A 17,415-nucleotide genomic window follows, 5' to 3' on the forward strand; every position below is an offset into this window, starting at 1 on the left:
AGCCCGCCATGTCGGTCGATCCGCAACAATTGCTGCGCGAGCTGTTTGCCACGGCCATCGACGCGGCGCATCCGCAGCACGTCCTTGAACAATACCTGCCTCGCGACCGCAGCGGCCGGGTGATCGTCATCGGTGCCGGCAAGGCTGCCGCCGCCATGGCCCAGGTGGTCGAGCGCTGCTGGGAGGGCGAGGTCTCGGGCCTGGTGGTAACCCGCTACGGCCATGGCGCGCCCTGCGAGAAAATCGAAGTGGTGGAAGCCGCCCACCCGGTGCCCGATGCAGCCGGCCTGGCGGTTGCCCGGCGAGTGCTGGAACTGGTCAGTCACCTGACCGAGGACGACCGGGTGATTCTCCTGCTGTCCGGTGGAGGCTCGGCATTGCTGGCACTGCCCGCGGCCGGCATCACCCTGGCCGACAAGCAATCGATCAACAAGGCCCTGCTCAAGTCCGGCGCCACCATCGGCGAGATGAACTGCGTGCGCAAGCACCTCTCGGCGATCAAGGGCGGGCGCCTGGGCAAAGCCTGCTGGCCGGCAACGGTCTACACCTATGCGATTTCCGATGTGCCCGGGGACCTCGCCACGGTCATCGCCTCCGGCCCTACCGTGGCCGACCCGAGCACCTCGGCCGAGGCCTTGGCAATCCTCAAGCGTTACCACATCGAGGTCCCCGCCTCCGTGCGCGCCTGGCTGCAAAGCCCGGAATCGGAAACCGTCAAGCCTGGCGACCCGAGCCTGGCCCGCAGCCATTTCCAGCTGATCGCCCGGCCCCAGCAGTCCCTCGAAGCGGCTGCCGTGAAAGCCCGTCAGGCCGGCTTCAGCCCGTTGATCCTCGGCGACCTGGAAGGCGAATCCCGGGAGGTGGCGAAGGTCCATGCCGGCATCGCCCGGCAGATCGCCCTGCACGGCCAGCCCTTGCCGGCCCCGTGCGTGATCCTGTCCGGCGGCGAAACCACGGTCACCGTGCGCGGCCATGGCCGGGGTGGCCGCAATGCCGAATTCCTCCTGAGCCTGACCGACAGCCTCAAGGGGTATCCCGGCATCTATGCCCTGGCCGGCGACACCGACGGCATCGACGGCTCCGAGGACAACGCCGGCGTCCTCATGACCCCGGACAGCTATCGCCGCGCCGCCGAACTGGGCCTGAACGCCAGCGATGAATTGGACGACAACAACGGCTACGGCTACTTCGCCGCGCTGGACGGGCTGATCATCACCGAGCCGACCCGCACCAACGTCAACGACTTTCGCGCCATCCTGATTCTCGAGGCCCCCAAACATGACGCCTGACAAGAAGGTCAAGATCCTCGCCACACTCGGCCCCGCGACCCGTGGCATCGATGACATCCGCGATCTGGTGCAGGCCGGCGTGAACATCTTCCGCCTGAACTTCAGCCATGGCGACCACGCCGATCACGCCCAGCGCTACCGCTGGATTCGTGACGTCGAACAGCAGTTGAACTACCCGCTGGGTATCCTGATGGACCTGCAAGGCCCGAAACTGCGGGTCGGCCGGTTTGCCGACGGCAAGGTGCTGCTGCAACGCGGCCAGGCCCTGCGCCTGGACCTGGACCCGACGCCGGGCGATCAACGCCGGGTCAACCTGCCCCACCCGGAAATCATCGCGGCCCTGGAGCCCGGCATGGACCTGCTGCTGGACGACGGCAAGTTGCGCCTGCGGGTGACGGCCCGGCACAGCGACGCCATCGACACCGAGGTGCTCAACGGCGGCGAGCTGTCCGACCGCAAGGGCGTGAACGTGCCCCAGGCCGTGCTCGACCTGAGTCCGCTGACCCAAAAGGACCGGCGCGACTTGAGCTTCGGCCTGGAGCTGGGCGTGGACTGGGTGGCGCTGTCGTTCGTCCAGCGTCCCGACGACATCCGCGAGGCCCGGGCCCTGATCGGGGACAAGGCGTTCCTGATGGCGAAGATCGAGAAACCATCGGCGGTGAGCCAATTGCGCGAAATCGCTGAACTGTGCGACGCGATCATGGTTGCCCGCGGTGACCTGGGCGTCGAAGTGCCAGCCGAAAGCGTGCCGCAGATCCAGAAAAGCATCATCGGCACTTGCCGCGCCCTCGGCAAACCGGTGGTGGTCGCCACGCAGATGCTCGAGTCGATGCGGTTCTCCCCGGCGCCGACCCGCGCCGAGGTCACCGACGTGGCCAACGCCGTGGCCGAAGGGGCCGACGCGGTGATGCTCTCGGCGGAAACCGCGTCGGGCGACTACCCCCTCGAGGCGGTGCAGATGATGAGCAAGATCATCCGCCAGGTGGAAAACGGCCCCGACTACCCGGCGCAACTGGACGTCAGCCGGCCGAAAGCCGAGGCCACGGTGTCGGACGCCATCAGTTGTGCCATCCGCCGCATCAGCAGCATCCTGCCGGTGGCGGTGCTGGTGAACTACAGCGAGTCGGGTGCCTCCAGCCTCCGGGCGGCGCGGGAGCGGCCAACGGTGCCGATCCTCAACCTCACGCCGAATCTCGCCGCGGCGCGCCGCCTGACCGTGGCCTGGGGCGTGCACTCGGTGGTCAACGACCGGCTGCGGCAAGTGGACGAGGTGTGCTCCACCGCCCTGGAAATCGCCCAGGCCCAAGGCATGGCCCAGCGTGGCGACACCCTGCTGATCACCGCGGGCGTGCCGTTCGGGCAACCGGGGTCGACCAATTCGTTGCGTATCGAGACGTTGATCTAGCGCCTGTACTGGCCTCTTCGCGAGCAAGCCCGCTCCCACAAGGACGTCACCGCCCCGTGGCGAGGGAGCTTGCTCCCGCTGGAGCGCGCAGCGGTCCCAAGCTTTTTGGGGCTGCTACGCAGCCCAGCGGGAGCAAGCCCCCTCGCCACGACAAGTGATGAACCTTGAGTAAACAGCGTTACGCTCCGGCAGGGGCTTGGTGAACGCTGCGAGTTCAATGTGGAAGCGGGCTTGCTCGCGAAGGGTTCACCCTGGTTTATCAGACACACAACCATGCCCAACCCCCACTGCCCCGACTGGGCCACCGCCCTGCTCAACGGCTTCAGCCAGATTTTCCTCCAGCGCCATCCGCTGTGCGGCCTGTTGTGCCTGCTGGCGATCCTGCTTGGCGCCCCGGCCCTGTTCGCAGGAGCGTTGCTCGGCGGCGTGGCCGGGTTGCTCACGGCCCAGCGGCGGGGCTACCCCAAGGCGGATCGCCAGGCCGGGCTGTTCAGCTACAACGGCATCCTGCTGGGGTTGTTGTTGGGTCTCACCTTGCCCGGGTCCATCCTGTTGCCGCCGTTGGTCATCGCCGGCGGCGGTCTTGGCGCGATGCTGACCCAGCAGTGGCTCAAGCGAACTCGCAGCCCTCGCAGCCTGCCCGCCTACACAGCGCCGTTCGTGGGGCTGGGCTGGCTGCTGCTGGCGTTCGCCACGCCGTCAGCGTCGCCACCCCCGGCGGCCCTGTCGTTGCCCAACCTGCTGGCTGCGCCGTTGAACGGACTGGCCCAGGTCATGCTGCTCGACGGCCCATGGGCCGGGGCACTGATTGCCCTGGGCCTGTTGCTCGCCAACCGACGCGCCGCCGGCTGGGCCCTGTTCGGTTCGGTCGCCGGCCTGGGCTTCGCCCTGCTGCACCCTGATCACGCCGCCGCCCTGTCCGGCCTGGCGGGCTACAACCCGGCGCTGGTGGCTTTGGCCCTCAGCCCGCAACACCGCCGGCCGTGGCTGCCGTTGGCGGGCATCCTGCTGGCGATCCTGCTCACGCCGGGCTTCGGCGCCCTCGGCCTGGCGCCGCTGACGGCACCGTTCATCCTGGCCTGCTGGCTGGTCCAGGCCAGCCGTCGCACCTGGCACCAGGCCTGTCTCGATGCTGCGCCTTGCGCTCTGCGGGGCAATCACCCTAGGCTTCGCTGATTCCGAGATCAGGCGATGGGTATGGACAGCAACAACAATTGGCGTGAACGCCTCTACATCATGATTTTCCAGACCGACACCGTGGCCGGCCGGCGTTTCGACAGCACCTTGTTGTTGATCATCCTCGCCAGCCTGGTGATCGTGATGCTCGACAGCATCGACAGCGTGCATCAGGACTATGCGTCCGTGCTGGCCGGCATCGAATGGGGCTTTACCTTCATCTTCATCGTCGAGTACGGCTTGCGCCTGTATTGCTCGCCCAAGCCGCTGCGCTATGCCTTCAGTTTCTATGGGCTGGTGGATCTGCTGGCGATCGTGCCGGGGATCCTGGCGCTGTACTACAGCGATGCCCAGTACCTGCTGATCATTCGTATCATCCGCATGCTGCGGATCTTCCGCGTGCTCAAGCTCAGCCCCTACCTCAAGCAGGCCAACTACCTGATGGCGGCATTGCGGGGCAGCAAGCAGAAGATCATCGTGTTCCTGGTCAGCGTCTCGACCCTGGTGACGGTGTTCGGCACCTTGATGTATGTCATCGAAGGCCCCGAGCACGGCTTCACCAGCATTCCCAAGGGCATCTATTGGGCTATCGTGACACTGACCACCGTGGGCTTCGGCGACATCGTGCCCAAGACGCCGCTGGGCCAGGTGGTGTCCTCCATGGTGATGATCACGGGTTACTCGATCATCGCCGTGCCCACCGGCATTTTCACCGCCGAACTGGCCACCGCCATGCGCGGCGATCAGCTCAAGCATGACTGCCCGGTGTGCAACAAGAACAGCCATGAACAGGCGGCGGCCTTTTGTGCCCGTTGTGGCAACGCGCTGTTCAAGAAATTGGAATAAGCAAAGTACTTTTAAATGCTTGAAGACCTATGCGCTTGCGGCTAGTTTGCCCGGCACTCCCCGTCCCAATAAAAAGGAATTCGCAGTGAAGAACTTCTTTGGCGCCTCCCTTCTCGCCGCCGGCCTGGCCTTCGGCAACCTGGCCCATGCCGCCCCGACCCTGCTCAACGTTTCCTACGACGTGATGCGCGATTTCTACAAGGACTACAACGCGGCCTTCCAGAAACACTGGCAAGCCGAGCACAACGAAAACATCGCCGTGCAGATGTCCTTCGGCGGCTCCAGCAAGCAGGCGCGCTCAGTGATCGACGGGTTGCCGGCGGATGTCATCACCATGAACATGGCCACCGACATCAACGCCCTGGCGGACAACGGCAAGCTGGTCCCGGACAACTGGGTCACCCGCCTGCCGAACAACAGCGCCCCGTTCACCTCGGCCACGGTGTTCATCGTGCGCAAGGGCAACCCCAAGGCGCTGAAAGACTGGCCCGACCTGCTCAAGGACGGCGTGCAGGTGATCGTGCCCAACCCGAAAACCTCCGGCAACGGCCGCTACACCTACCTGTCGGCCTGGGGCTATGTCCTCAAGAACGGCGGTGACGAGAACAAGGCCAAGGACTTCGTCGGCAAGCTGTTCAAGCAGGCACCGGTGCTGGATACCGGCGGCCGCGCCGCCACCACCACGTTCATGACCAACCAGATCGGCGATGTACTGGTGACCTTTGAAAACGAAGCGGAAATGATCGCCCGGGAGTTCGGCCGCGACCAGTTCGAAGTGGTCTACCCCAGCGTCTCCGCCGAAGCCGAGCCACCGGTGAGCGTGGTGGACAAAGTGGTCGAGAAGAAAGGCTCCCGCGCCGCGGCCGAGGCCTACCTCAAGTACCTCTGGTCACCAGAAGGCCAGGAAATCGCCGCCGCCAACTACCTGCGCCCACGGGACCCGGCCGTGTTGGCCAAGTACACCGACCGCTTCCCGAAAGTGGATTTCCTGTCGGTGGAAAAGACCTTCGGCGACTGGCGCACCGTGCAGAAGACCCACTTCAATGACGGCGGGATTTTCGACCAGATCTACAGCGGCCAGTAAAGCACCGCAAATCCCCGTGGCGAGGGAGCTTGCTCCCGCTGGAGCGCGCAGCGGTCCCCAGCTTTTTGGGGGCCGCTACGCAGCCCAGCGGGAGCAAGCTCCCTCGCCACGACGATCATCGACACCCGATCGGTCCGCCAGACGATTATCAACACCAGGCATGTCTGTTATCAGCCTCAAAGCCTGTCCCTGGGCGCCATAACGCTTTAGCCTCTCGCCATCCCACCTGTTGACTGACGAGTTTGCCATGAGTGCCCATCCCCCCACCCTGCACGCCGGCGCCAGCCTGACGCGAGGCATGGTCCTGCTCTTTGCCTTCTGCTGTGGCGCCATCGTCGCCAACCTCTACTACGCCCAACCCATCATCGAACTGATCGCCCCCGACGTGGGCCTGAGCAGCACCATGGCCAGCCTGATCGTCTCGCTGACCCAGATCGGTTATGCCCTGGGGTTGTTTTTCCTGGTGCCATTGGGTGACTTGCTGGAAAACCGCCGCCTGATGATCGTCACCACCTTCGTATCGATTGCCAGCCTGCTGGGCGCGGCGTTCACCGATCAGCCCAACGTGTTCCTGCTGGTCTCGCTGCTGGTGGGCTTCAGCTCGGTGTCGGTGCAGGTGCTGATCCCCCTGGCGGCGCACCTGGCCCCGGAGCAAACCCGCGGGCGTGTCGTGGGCGGCATCATGGGCGGCTTGCTGCTGGGGATCCTGCTGGCGCGGCCGGTGGCGAGCGTGGTGGCCGACCACTTCGGCTGGCGCGCGATGTTCATGATCGCGGCTGCCTTGATGGCAGCCATCAGCATCGTCCTGGCGCTGACCGTGCCCAAGCGCCAGCCCGACCATCGTGCCTCCTATGGTCAGTTGCTGCGCTCGCTCGGCACCCTGCTGCGCCAGCAACCGCTGTTGCGCCAGCGTGCGCTTTACCAGGCCGGCATGTTCGCCACCTTCAGCCTGTTCTGGACCGCCGCGCCGTTGGAGCTGGCACGCAACCATGGCTTGTCCCAGTCCGAAATCGCCTTGTTCGCCCTCGTCGGTGCCCTGGGTGCCATCGCTGCGCCCATTGCCGGTCGCCTGGCGGATGCCGGCCATACCCGCGTGGCTTCGCTGCTGGCGATGCTGTTCGCCAGCCTGAGCTTCCTGCCGGCGTTCATCCATCCGCTCTACAGCGTCATCGGCCTGGCCGTCACCGGCGTGGTCCTGGATTTCTGCGTGCAAATGAACATGGTGCTGGGCCAACGCACCATCTACACCCTCGATGCCAAAAGCCGCAGCCGTCTGAATGCGCTGTACATGACCAGCATCTTCGTCGGTGGCGCGTTCGGTTCATCGATTGCCAGCGCGGTGTACGAACACGGTGGCTGGCTGTGGGTGGTGATTGTCGGCAGTGCATTCCCGCTGCTGGTGCTGCTGAGCTTCTTGAGTGCTTCGCGCAAGGCATCCCTGGCGACGGCTTGAGGATCGAGCGGCAAAAAAAATGCCCGGGCGCCATCGCGACCGGGCATTTTTCATCGAGGGTCAGACCCGTACATTGCCACGCGGCCCGGCGATCGCCCAGATGATCAGGCCCAGCACTGGCAACAGCAGGATCAGCAGCACCCACAGGACTTTCATCCCCACTTCAGCACCGCTCTTGAGCACATTGATGATCGCCCAGATATCGAGCGCCAGGATAATCAGGCCGATCAGGCCATTGAAGGTGGAACCCATGGTGTCGCTCCCTAATAGTGATAGCCACACTTAGGATAGCTGGGCCGCGCCAAGGGTTCCGTTTATTGCCTCAGACGTGGACCGCGACCTTGAGGGCTTCCAGCGCCGGCGCGGCGGCGATGCCCACTTGCGCGCACAGCTGCAGCACCCGCGGCACGTCGTCGCCGAACACCAGCACCATCTGCAACTCATCGTCCAGCAGTTGGCTGAAGTTCATCAGCACATAGCCGCCGCTTTCCTTGCTCAGGCTGCTCATCTGGATCTGGATGCGGTTGAGGGCGGTCAGCGCCTCGGTTTTCGCCAGTTGCTTGGGCTTGAGGTTGAACGCCACGCCAGGGCCGAACGAGGCGACGATCTGTTCGAACAGTTCGACGTAGGTGTCGGCCTGGAACAGCACGGTATCCGGCAGGCTGCCCACCACGACCCACTCACCCAGCGGAATCGGGAAGGTGTCGTCGTAGTTGACGTCCGGATTGGCCGCCAGGAAAGCCGCCGGATCGGCGTAGGCCTGGGCCGCTTCGTCGGCGATTCGCGCAATGTCAGCCTCGCCGAGGCAGCCAGAGCTGATTTTGCTGATGAGTTCGACGAGGGCGGCTTTCATGGGGTGGATCCTGTGGATAAGGGGATGCGAGGGCGCGCAGGATACTCCATCGCGTCCCTGGCGTCAGGCAGCTGTGGCGAGGGAGCTTGCTCCCGTTGGGCTGCGAAGCAGCCCTGGCGTCAGCGCTCGTAATCCAACAGGCGTGCCCCGTTTTTGCGTTACGACTGCTACGCAGCCGAGCGGGAGCAAGCTCCCTCGCCACACAATCAACGGCCTGCGCCCCAACCGCCAGTACCGTCCGAGGCCTCAGCCCAACAACTTCTCCAACTGCGCCGTCGTGTCCACCGCGCCCATGGTCCGGGCGGCGTCCAGGGCCGAGGCGCCGTTGGCGTCCTTGGCTCGCGGATCGGCCCCCTTGCTGATCAGGTAGTCGACGATTTCCACTCGATTGAACATCGCCGCCATCATCAACGCGGTGCGACCGTCGAAGGATGAGCCCTCCACCTGCGCGCCACCGTCCACCAGCGCCGACACCACGGCCAGGTCGCCCTTGAACGCCGCGCCGGCAATCGGGCTCTGGCCGTTGTCGTTGCGCACTTCCGGGTCGGCCTTGTGTTCCAGCAAGACTTTTACCGTTTCCACATGCCCGTGGTAGGCGGCCAGCATCAGCAAGGTGTCGCCCTTGTGGTTGCGCAGGTTGGGCGGCAGGCCCTTGCTCAGCAACGCAGCCATCATGGCGGCGTCACCCTGGCGGGCGACGTTGAACACCTGCTCGGCAAACTCCGCAGCCTCTTCCGGGGTCATCTGGCGGCTTGTATCGGACATGGGTCACTCCCTTTGGGCATTCGCAAAGCGGCTAGTTTCCCGACGGACCCGGACCCTGTCATCCCTTTTTTCTCTGTACCGCCGATAGCCAGGATCAATAGCGCCATTGCCCGCCCTGGATCTGGTCGGCCAGCGACCGGTCCACCCGCACGTAGGTCGTGGTGCCGGGCAGCCACGCATAGACCGGCTCGTCACCGGTGACGCAAGGGTCGAACGCTTCGGCCTTGAGGCGGGTCTTCTGGTACTTGAAGGTGCAGGTGGTGTCCATTTTCACCTTGATGCGCAGGAACAGTGGCACCGCGTACGCCGGCAACTTGCCGTGCAGGAATTGCAGCAGCTCACTGAAATCCAGGGTCGCCAGGGATTCGGACGGGGTAATCGCCGCCATGCCGGCCCGGCCGTTGGTGCCCTGGATCTCCACGCCATAGGCCACCGCCTCGGCCACTTGCGGATGTTGCAGCAGCACGTTTTCCACCTCCGTGGTGGAGACATTTTCGCCCTTCCAGCGGTACGTATCGCCGAGGCGATCGACGAATTGCCCATGGCCGAAGCCGATGTTGCGCAGCAGGTCGCCGGTGTTGAAGTAACGATCGCCAGGCGCGAAGACATCCCGGTAGATGATCTTCTCGGTCTTGGCCGGGTCGGTGTAGCCGTCCAGCGGTGCCTTGTCGTCGATCCGTGCCAGTAACAGGCCCGGTTGGCCCTTGGGCACTTTCTGCATGCGCCCTTGCAGGTTGCGCAAAGGCAGGCCGCTGTCGTGGTCGTATTGCACCAGCTCCCAGCCCATCAGCGAGAAGCCGACGGTGTTGTCGAAATTCAGGACATTGGTGAAGCCGATGTTGCCGTCGCTGGCCGCGTACAGCTCGCAGACGTGTTCGACACCAAAGCGCGACTTGAAGGTTGACCAGGCTCCCGGTCGCAAGCCGTTGCCGACCATTTTCTTCACCCCGTGCCGGCGGTCCTCGCTGCCGGCAGGCTGGTCGATCAGGTAACGGCACAGCTCGCCGACATAGCCCAGGGTGGTCGCCCGGTAACGACGCACATCGTTCCAGAACTGGCTGGCGCTGAACTTGCGCCGGATCGCCAGGGCCGAGGCTCCGCAGATCGCCGCGCCCCAGCACACGCACAGGCCCGTGGCGTGGTACAGCGGCAAGGTGCAATACAGGACATCGTCGGGCTGCATGTCCAGGGCAATCAAACCGAAGCTGGTGGAGGTGCGCATCCAGCGCCCATGGCGAAACACCCCGGCCTTCGGCAAGCCCGTGGTGCCCGAGGTGTAGAGATAGAAGCAAGGGTCGTTGAAGAACACCTGTCGACTGCACGCCGGGTTTTCGGCGCACGCGTCATTGCTGCCAGTCATCAGGTCGACGAACCCGGGCGCAACACCGGCGCTGTCCTCGTCCGCCACCCACCAGGTTCGAGCCTGCGGCAGCCCGACACGGCGGCGCACGTCGTCGAACGCCGCGACCCGTTCCTCGCCCACCACGATGGCGACGGGCGCAACGAGGGCCAGGCTGTGTACCAGGGCGTCTCCCACCTGGGCGGTATTGACCATGGCGCTGACTGCGCCGACCTTCGCCACCGCCAGCACGGTGATCAACAACTGGGGCCGGTTCTCGATGAACACCGCCACGCAGTCGCCCTTCCCGATGCCCTGCGCCAACAGGTAGTGGGCGATGCGATTGGCCTGCTCATTGACCTGTGCATAACTCAACACGGTATCGCCATACAGCAGCGCCGCGCCCCGGGGGTTGCGTTGGGCGGCCTGTTCGAAGCACCAGCCCAGGCCGCAAGGCTGGGTCGGGTCCTGGACGTTGGCCAACTTCATGCCCTTGACGATTCGCGGCACGACCCTGGCAATGGCGGGCAACTTGCGCAACATCATGCCCCAGGTGATGGCATCGCCGGTTGTCCGACTCATGGTGTTCTTCCCTGTCCGACCCTGTGGGCCTGTTTTTGTGTTGGCGGGGACTGCAGCTCGATTGCGCTCGAAAGTACGCCTGGGCTAGCGACGCTGTACATGCGGTTTTTGCAATGTTTTGTATCTGCAAAACAGCCGCAGGCGAAGCGGGAGCGCCGGGAGGGCAATTGGTTCCCAAAAAGTTGGTTCCACCCCGCAAAATGCAGGATGCACGATGGCTATTCATGCAAGATGCACGAAACCAAAAATCGAATATTTTTTTAAGCTGTTGTTTTTAAAGTATTTTTTAAATCAAGCGAGGCTGGCACAGACACTGCAACTACCCCTCCACGGTTTGCTAACAAGACCATGGAGCAGTCAAATATGAACATGATTCAAGAGAAGTTCGCGTCCCTGTTTTCCAACTATGAAGTGACCACCCAAGCCCGCCCGGATGGCGGCATCCTGCTGACCTTGCGCAACAGCGAAGGCAAACTGTTCAAGCGCACGATTTCCTATGCCCAGCTGCATGCCGGCGACCAGCTGTCTTGGGCCATCAGCGCAATCCGCCGCGACCTGGCCGAACAAGCCAGCGAGTTGCCACAGATTGCCATGCTGCAAAGCCAGCACCGTTTCGCCCTGCCGACCTATCACAGCGCCTGATCCTGGCCCCTCAGGAACCAGCAGAAACACCCCTTTGTGGGAGCGATCCCGCTCGCGAAGACGGAACATCAGCCAGCCTATCCGCCGACTGACCCACCGCTTTCGAGCAGGCTCGCTCCCACGGTTTTTTAGTCTTCCAGGCGCGGGAACCGGCCGGCAATGTCGTTGCCGGTGAATTGCGCATCGGCGCACTCGGCGTTCGCCAGGCGAAGCGCAATGAAATGCGGTTGCTCGCCCATGTCGAACCAGCGCGGCATTCCAGCCGGCAAGGTAATCAGGTCATTCTTTTCGCACAGCACGGCGTAGACGTAATCGTCGATGTGCAGAGCGAACAGCCCACGACCCGCGACGAAAAATCGTACTTCCTCTTCTGCCTGGCTGTGCTCGTCAAGGAACCGGGCGTGCAGCTCGGCGTCTTGCCGATCCTCACGGGTCACGCGCATGACCTGCACCGAGGCGTAGCCGCGCTCGGTCATCAGGGCATCGATCGAGTGGCTGTAGGCCGCGATGATGTCTTCCTGGCGAGCGCCGGGGGGAATGCTCGCCGCAGGCTGCCACCGATCGAAGCGAACGCCCTGTTCGGCCAGGGTCGCGACGATGTCTTCGAAGTGAGTCAGCACCTTGTTCGGCAGATCGGGGGTCGAGACGTGGTAGACGGACAGGCTGCTCATGACAATGGCTCCAGGAAAATAATGGTTCGAAGGCTCATGGCCGGTGCTCTTGCATGCGTGTCGCAATGATAACGGCAGCAGCAAGGGCAGCGAGACTGGCCAGGCTGAATGTCCAACTGGCGCCCAGGGCGTTCCAGCTGTAGCCGGAATACAAGGCACCCAATGCCCCGCCGGTGCCGGCCAACGCCGCATACAGCGCCTGGCCCTGGCCCTGCTGGCGAGGGCCGAAACTGCGTTGCACGAAATGGATGGCCGCGGCGTGGAAACTGCCGAAGGTCGCCGCGTGCAGCACCTGGGCGAACAACAGCACCCAGAGAAACTCCGCCAACGAACCCAGCAGCAACCAGCGCAACGCCGCCAACAGGAAACTGGCCAGCAGCACACGGCGCACCGAAAATCGCGCCAGGATCCGGCTCATCAGCAGGAACACCAGCACTTCCGCCACCACGCCGACCGCCCAGAGCAGGCCAATCAGCCCACGGCTGTAGCCCAACTGCTCCAGGTGCAATGTCAGGAAGGTGTAATACGGCCCATGGCTGACCTGCATCAGGCCCACGCAGATGTAGAACGCTAGCACGCCGGGGTTGCGCAATTGCCGCACGAAGCCCTCCCCCGCCACCCGCGGCCCCTGCAACGGCTGGGCGTTGGGGACCCAGAAGCTGGCGAGCACGATACCGGCCATGATCAGCACTAGCGCCACCGGGTAGATGTCCAGGCTCAGCCATTGGAACAACCGCCCCAGCAACACCACCGTGATGATGAAGCCGATGGAACCCCACAGGCGGATCTGGCTATAGCGCGAAGCCTGCCCGCTCAAGTGCGCAAGGGTGATGACTTCGAACTGCGGCAGCACCGCGTGCCAGAAGAACGCATGCAACGCCATCACCATCGCCAGCCAGGCGTAGCTTTTGTCGATGAAGATCAGCGAAAAGGCCAACAACGTGCAGAGGGCGCCAAAGCGCACGATGGCCAGGCGTCGGCCGGTGTAATCTCCCAGCCAACCCCAGATATTCGGCGCCACGCAGCGCATCAGCATGGGGATCGCCACCAGTTCACCAATGCGCGCCGCGTTGAACCCCAGGTGATCGAAGTACAGCGCCAGGAACGGCGCCGTCGAACCGAGCAACGCGAAATAGAACAGGTAGAAACTGGAGAGCCGCCAGTACGGCACTGCCGCCATGGTCGTCAGGCCACGGCGGCCGGCAGGTCAGCCATCAAAGCTGACCCAGCACCGGGGTGCTCACCCGTACATCGGCGTTCTGGCCACGATGGCGCAGCAGGTGATCCATCAGCACGATCGCCATCATGGCCTCGGCGATCGGCGTGGCACGGATGCCGACACAGGGGTCATGACGGCCCTTGGTGATGACGTCCACGGGGTTGCCCTGGGTGTCGATGGAGCGGCCCGGCGTGGTGATGCTGGACGTGGGCTTCAACGCCAGGTGCGCGACGATCGGCTGGCCCGAGGAAATGCCGCCGAGGATCCCGCCGGCGTTGTTGCTGAGGAAGCCCTGCGGGGTCAGCTCATCGCGGTGCTCCGTGCCCCGTTGGGCGACGCAGGCGAAACCGGCGCCGATCTCTACGCCTTTCACCGCGTTGATGCTCATCAGCGCGTGGGCCAACTCGGCGTCGAGGCGGTCGAAGATCGGCTCGCCGAGGCCGGGCATGACCCCTTCGGCCACCACGGTGATCTTCGCGCCCACCGAATCCTGGTCACGACGCAGTTGGTCCATGTAGGCCTCCAGTTCCGGCACCTTGTCCGGGTCGGGGCAGAAGAACGCGTTCTGCTCCACCGAGTCCCAGGTCTTGAACGGGATTTCGATCGGGCCCAACTGGCTCATGTAGCCGCGGATGACGATGCCCTGGCTGGCCAGGTATTTCTTGGCGATGGCCCCGGCCGCCACGCGCATGGCGGTTTCCCGGGCCGAACTGCGGCCGCCGCCACGGTAGTCGCGCTCACCGTACTTGTGATGGTAGGTGTAGTCGGCATGGGCCGGGCGAAACAGGTCCTTGATGGCCGAGTAGTCCTTGGACTTCTGGTCGGTGTTGCGGATCAGCAGGCCGATGGCGCAGCCGGTGGTGCGCCCTTCGAAGACGCCAGACAAGATTTCGACCTCATCGGCTTCCTGGCGCTGGGTGGTGTGGCGGCTGGTGCCGGGCTTGCGGCGGTCGAGGTCACGCTGCAGGTCCTCCAGGGCAATCTCCAGGCCCGGCGGGCAGCCGTCGACAATGGCGACCAACGCCGGGCCATGGCTTTCGCCCGCGGTGGTGACGGTGAACAGCTTGCCGTAGGTATTGCCGGACATGCAGGGTGCTCCGTGAAATCGCTGAGAAACTCAACCTTGGATTCGTAGTGGACGCCAGTATACGCAGGCTCCCCGCGTAGTTCATCCTCGAACCTTCTCGGTCGGCGCCAGTCCAACCGGCACCTTCGCAACTAATGGCGTGATGATGTTAAACCTGCTTGTCTTGAGCGTTACCCTGTTCATCGGCCTGTTTTCCGGCCTGGCCCAGGCCACGGTGCTGCAACGTCCGATCAGCCTCGATACGGGCAACGGCGAACTGTTCGGCTCGCTGCTGCTGCCCAAGTCCGACACGCCGGTGCCGGTGGTCCTGATCATTTCCGGGTCCGGCCCGACCGATCGCGACGGCAACAACCCGGAGGGCGGGCGCAACGACAGCCTCAAGCGCCTGGCCTGGCTCCTGGCCAGGCACGACATTGCCAGCGTGCGCTACGACAAGCGGGGGGTGGCCGCCAGCCTGGCCGCGACGCCGGACGAGCGTAACCTGAGCGTCGAAGCCTACGTGGCCGATGCCGTGGCCTGGAGCCGCAAGCTGGCCGCCGATCCGCGAATGGGCCCGGTGATTCTGCTGGGTCACAGCGAAGGCGCCTTGATCGCCAGCCTCGCCGCACCCCAGGCCAACGCCGCGGGCGTGATTTCGTTGTCCGGCAGCGCCCGCCCCATCGACCAGCTCCTGCGCCAACAACTGGCCAGCCGCCTGCCGGCACCTTTGATGTTGCGCAGTAACGAATTGCTCGACAGCCTCAAGGCCGGCCGGCCCGACGCGAACGTGCCGCCTGCGTTGCAAGTGATTTTCCGCCCCAGCGTGCAGCCGTACCTGATCTCGCTGTTCCGCCAGGACCCGGCCCAGGCGTTCGCGGCGCTGAAGGTGCCCGCCCTGATCATCCAGGGCAGCCATGACATCCAGGTCAGTGTCGACGATGCCCGGCAGTTGAAAGCCGCCAAGCCCGACGCCGAACTGGCGCTGGTCGAGGGCATGAATCATGTCCTGCGCATCGTGCCCAAGGACGTGAAACAACAACTGGCTTCCTACAAGGACCCCAACCGTCCCCTGGCCGCTGAACTGGGCACGCGCATCCCGGCGTTCATTCGCTCGATCGCTACCCGTTAAACGCTTTTAGCCCTCCAGTCCCGGCGAAAACGGCCGATAAACCGGTGTCGGGCAGCGCAATCGCTGCCGACCCGCCGGCCAGGACAGGATTTGCCGTTATGACTGAAACACCCACTTCACCCGATACCGAAGCCCCTACTGAAGCGACCGCCACGCCTGCGGAGCAGTTGCCTTGGGCGGACGTGCAAGCCGAGCATCACAAAATGCTCCGGCTGGCCCCGCTCAAGACCGACCGCGCCACCGGTGCGCGCCCGCTGCGCTTCGTCGAATTCAGCTATGCCGAACGCCACAGCAAGGAGCGCAGCCTGTTGCGCTTGAGCATCAAGTTGCCCGGCCAGCGCGTGCGCAAGGAACAGAATCACCTGGATGTCTGGGCCGATCACGTCGAAAAGCGCCTGACCTTTTCCCCGGACAACCTGCAGATCGAGCCGATGAACCGTGGCATCGGCCGCTTCCTCGCCGCCCAGGGCATCACCTGGGCGAAGAAACGCTGGTCGGGCTACCGGGTCGAAGGCAGCGACCTGAACAACAAGGACGCGCTGAACGAAGACACTCGCCTGCGCCGTGACCGTTTTCTCAAGGCCCAGGGTTTCGAAGTGGTCTACGCCGACGCCCAGCACCTCAAGGGCAGCGTCAAGGCGACCCACGTCGGCGACCTGGTGGGAGACTGGAATACCGAGAAGCTGCAGCTCGTGGAGATCCTCGAAGCCGCGCAGATGTTGCAACAGGCCGAGCAGAACCTGGCGGAACAGGAAGTCCGGCTCAAGCAGCAGGAAGAGAAGGTCAACAAGTTCAAGCGCGAAGACACCGGCCTGCGCTTCACCATCACCTGCCTGGTGGCATTTGCCATGTTCCAGGCGGGATTATTGATTTGGATTGCGACGCGGCATTGATGACCGGCTGGGAGGGGGCTGGCAAGCTCCCTCGCCACAAAAAGCGATCGGCAATCCAGAAGATCAAACCCGTGAAGCGAACAGCCCCTGGTGCTGGCGGCACTGCTCGGCGCTGAGCATGAACACGCCATGGCCGCCCCGCTCGAAGTCCAGCCAGGCGAAATCGACCTCAGGGTACAGCGCCTCGACGTGGACCTGGCTGTTGCCCACCTCGACGATCAGCAAGCCCTTCTCGGTCAGATGATCAGCCGCCTCGGCCAGCATCCGCCGGACCAGGTTCAAGCCATCCTCGCCACAGGCCAGGCCCAGCGCCGGCTCGTGCTGGTATTCCTGGGGCATGTCGGCGAAATCCTGCGCGTCGACGTAGGGCGGGTTCGACACGATCAGGTCAAAACGTTGCCCCGGCAGGCCGTCGAAGCCATCACCCTGGACCGTGAACACCCGCTCGTCGACGCCATGGCGCTCGATGTTCTGGTTCGCCACCTCCAGCGCTTCGAACGACAGGTCGGCCAGCACCACTTCGGCTTCCGGGAACTCGTAGGCGCAGGCAATCCCGATGCAGCCGGAACCGGTGCACAGGTCGAGGATTCGCGCAGGCGCCTGGCCCAACCAGGGCTCGAAACGTTTTTCGATCAGCTCGCCAATCGGCGAACGCGGGACGAGTACGCGCTCGTCGACAATGAACGACATCCCGCAGAACCAGGCCTCGCCCAACAGATAGGCCGCCGGGATGCGCTCGTCGATACGCCGGCGCAACAGGCGCTGCAGATGGACCAGTTCCTCGTCTTCGAGGCGGCAATCCAGGTAGCTATCGGCAATTTCCCACGGCAGGTGGAGTGCGCCCAACACTAGTTGGCGGGCTTCATCCCAGGCGTTGTCGGTGCCATGGCCGAAAAACAGATCCTCCCCATGGAAACGGCTGACGGCCCAACGGATATGGTCGCGCAGGGTGCGAAGGCGGGAAGTGATCACGGCGGCAAACTCCAGAAAAATCGACGGGCGA

17 protein-coding genes are annotated in these 17,415 nt (G+C 64.2%); 9 read left to right on the plus strand and 8 right to left on the minus strand.

What is annotated here, in order from left to right:
- Positions 1-8: 8 nt before the first annotated feature.
- From VM99_10085 to VM99_10110, 6 genes are all read left to right on the plus strand, one after another.
- Complete coding sequence (locus tag VM99_10085) at positions 9-1,289, plus strand: hydroxypyruvate reductase (GenBank protein AKJ98393.1); 1,281 nt, start codon at positions 9-11, stop codon at positions 1,287-1,289.
- The gene (locus VM99_10090) at positions 1,279-2,694 is read left to right on the plus strand and encodes a pyruvate kinase (protein AKJ98394.1); all 1,416 of its coding nucleotides are present in this window, start codon (positions 1,279-1,281) and stop codon (positions 2,692-2,694) included. The genes VM99_10085 and VM99_10090 overlap by 11 nt, the downstream gene beginning before the upstream one ends.
- A 273-nt stretch (positions 2,695-2,967) precedes the next feature.
- Entirely contained in the window at positions 2,968-3,870 is a 903-nt protein-coding gene (locus VM99_10095; protein ID AKJ98395.1) for an urea transporter, read from the plus strand.
- Between the two features lie 21 nt (positions 3,871-3,891).
- A complete protein-coding gene (locus VM99_10100) occupies positions 3,892-4,716 on the plus strand; it encodes an ion transporter (protein ID AKJ98396.1) in 825 nt (274 codons plus the stop codon).
- An 85-nt stretch (positions 4,717-4,801) separates the two neighbouring features.
- Positions 4,802-5,800 (plus strand): thiosulfate transporter subunit, encoded by a 999-nt coding sequence (locus VM99_10105; protein AKJ98397.1) that lies wholly within the window; start codon positions 4,802-4,804, stop codon positions 5,798-5,800.
- A gap of 247 nt (positions 5,801-6,047) precedes the next feature.
- Positions 6,048-7,253, plus strand: coding sequence for an MFS transporter (locus VM99_10110; protein AKJ98398.1), 1,206 nt, complete (start codon positions 6,048-6,050; stop codon positions 7,251-7,253).
- Positions 7,254-7,313: 60 nt separating this feature from the next.
- Here the strand turns inward: VM99_10110 and VM99_10115 are convergent, their stop codons facing one another.
- The 4 genes from VM99_10115 to VM99_10130 all read right to left on the minus strand — a co-directional run bounded on the left by VM99_10115 (position 7,314) and on the right by VM99_10130 (position 10,792).
- Complete coding sequence (locus VM99_10115) at positions 7,314-7,505, minus strand: hypothetical protein (GenBank protein ID AKJ98399.1); 192 nt, start codon at positions 7,503-7,505, stop codon at positions 7,314-7,316.
- Positions 7,506-7,575: 70 nt separating this feature from the next.
- Positions 7,576-8,106, minus strand: coding sequence for a hypothetical protein (locus VM99_10120; GenBank protein AKJ98400.1), 531 nt, complete (start codon positions 8,104-8,106; stop codon positions 7,576-7,578).
- A 246-nt stretch (positions 8,107-8,352) separates the two neighbouring features.
- Positions 8,353-8,871, minus strand: coding sequence for an ankyrin (locus VM99_10125; protein ID AKJ98401.1), 519 nt, complete (start codon positions 8,869-8,871; stop codon positions 8,353-8,355).
- A 94-nt stretch (positions 8,872-8,965) separates the two neighbouring features.
- A complete protein-coding gene (locus VM99_10130; GenBank protein ID AKJ98402.1) occupies positions 8,966-10,792 on the minus strand; it encodes a long-chain acyl-CoA synthetase in 1,827 nt (608 codons plus the stop codon).
- Positions 10,793-11,155: 363 nt separating this feature from the next.
- On the opposite strand from VM99_10130, the gene VM99_10135 reads away from it, so the two are divergent.
- Positions 11,156-11,434: a hypothetical protein gene (locus VM99_10135; GenBank protein ID AKJ98403.1), complete on the plus strand. Its 279-nt coding sequence runs from the start codon at positions 11,156-11,158 to the stop codon at positions 11,432-11,434.
- A gap of 128 nt (positions 11,435-11,562) precedes the next feature.
- On the opposite strand, the gene VM99_10140 is transcribed toward VM99_10135, so the two are convergent.
- The 3 genes from VM99_10140 to VM99_10150 are packed head-to-tail and all read right to left on the minus strand — an operon-like array spanning position 11,563 to position 14,411.
- Positions 11,563-12,105 (minus strand): acireductone dioxygenase, encoded by a 543-nt coding sequence (locus tag VM99_10140; GenBank protein AKJ98404.1) that lies wholly within the window; start codon positions 12,103-12,105, stop codon positions 11,563-11,565.
- A gap of 34 nt (positions 12,106-12,139) precedes the next feature.
- The gene (locus tag VM99_10145; GenBank protein AKJ98405.1) at positions 12,140-13,285 is read right to left on the minus strand and encodes an MFS transporter; all 1,146 of its coding nucleotides are present in this window, start codon (positions 13,283-13,285) and stop codon (positions 12,140-12,142) included.
- A gap of 34 nt (positions 13,286-13,319) precedes the next feature.
- Complete coding sequence (locus VM99_10150; protein AKJ98406.1) at positions 13,320-14,411, minus strand: chorismate synthase; 1,092 nt, start codon at positions 14,409-14,411, stop codon at positions 13,320-13,322.
- A gap of 142 nt (positions 14,412-14,553) precedes the next feature.
- Between VM99_10150 and VM99_10155 the strand changes: the two genes are divergently transcribed.
- On the plus strand, positions 14,554-15,519 hold the full coding sequence (locus VM99_10155; GenBank protein AKJ98407.1) for an alpha/beta hydrolase: 966 nt from the start codon (positions 14,554-14,556) through the stop codon (positions 15,517-15,519).
- A 98-nt stretch (positions 15,520-15,617) separates the two neighbouring features.
- Positions 15,618-16,412 carry a hypothetical protein gene (locus tag VM99_10160; GenBank protein AKJ98408.1) on the plus strand — a complete coding sequence of 265 codons (795 nt, stop codon included), beginning with the start codon at positions 15,618-15,620 and terminating at the stop codon, positions 16,410-16,412.
- Positions 16,413-16,475: 63 nt separating this feature from the next.
- On the opposite strand, the gene VM99_10165 is transcribed toward VM99_10160, so the two are convergent.
- Positions 16,476-17,384 carry an SAM-dependent methyltransferase gene (locus tag VM99_10165; protein ID AKJ98409.1) on the minus strand — a complete coding sequence of 303 codons (909 nt, stop codon included), beginning with the start codon at positions 17,382-17,384 and terminating at the stop codon, positions 16,476-16,478.
- Between the last annotated feature and the right edge of the window lie 31 nt (positions 17,385-17,415).

The organism is Pseudomonas chlororaphis (genome assembly GCA_001023535.1).
Lineage (GTDB): Bacteria > Pseudomonadota > Gammaproteobacteria > Pseudomonadales > Pseudomonadaceae > Aquipseudomonas > Aquipseudomonas chlororaphis_E.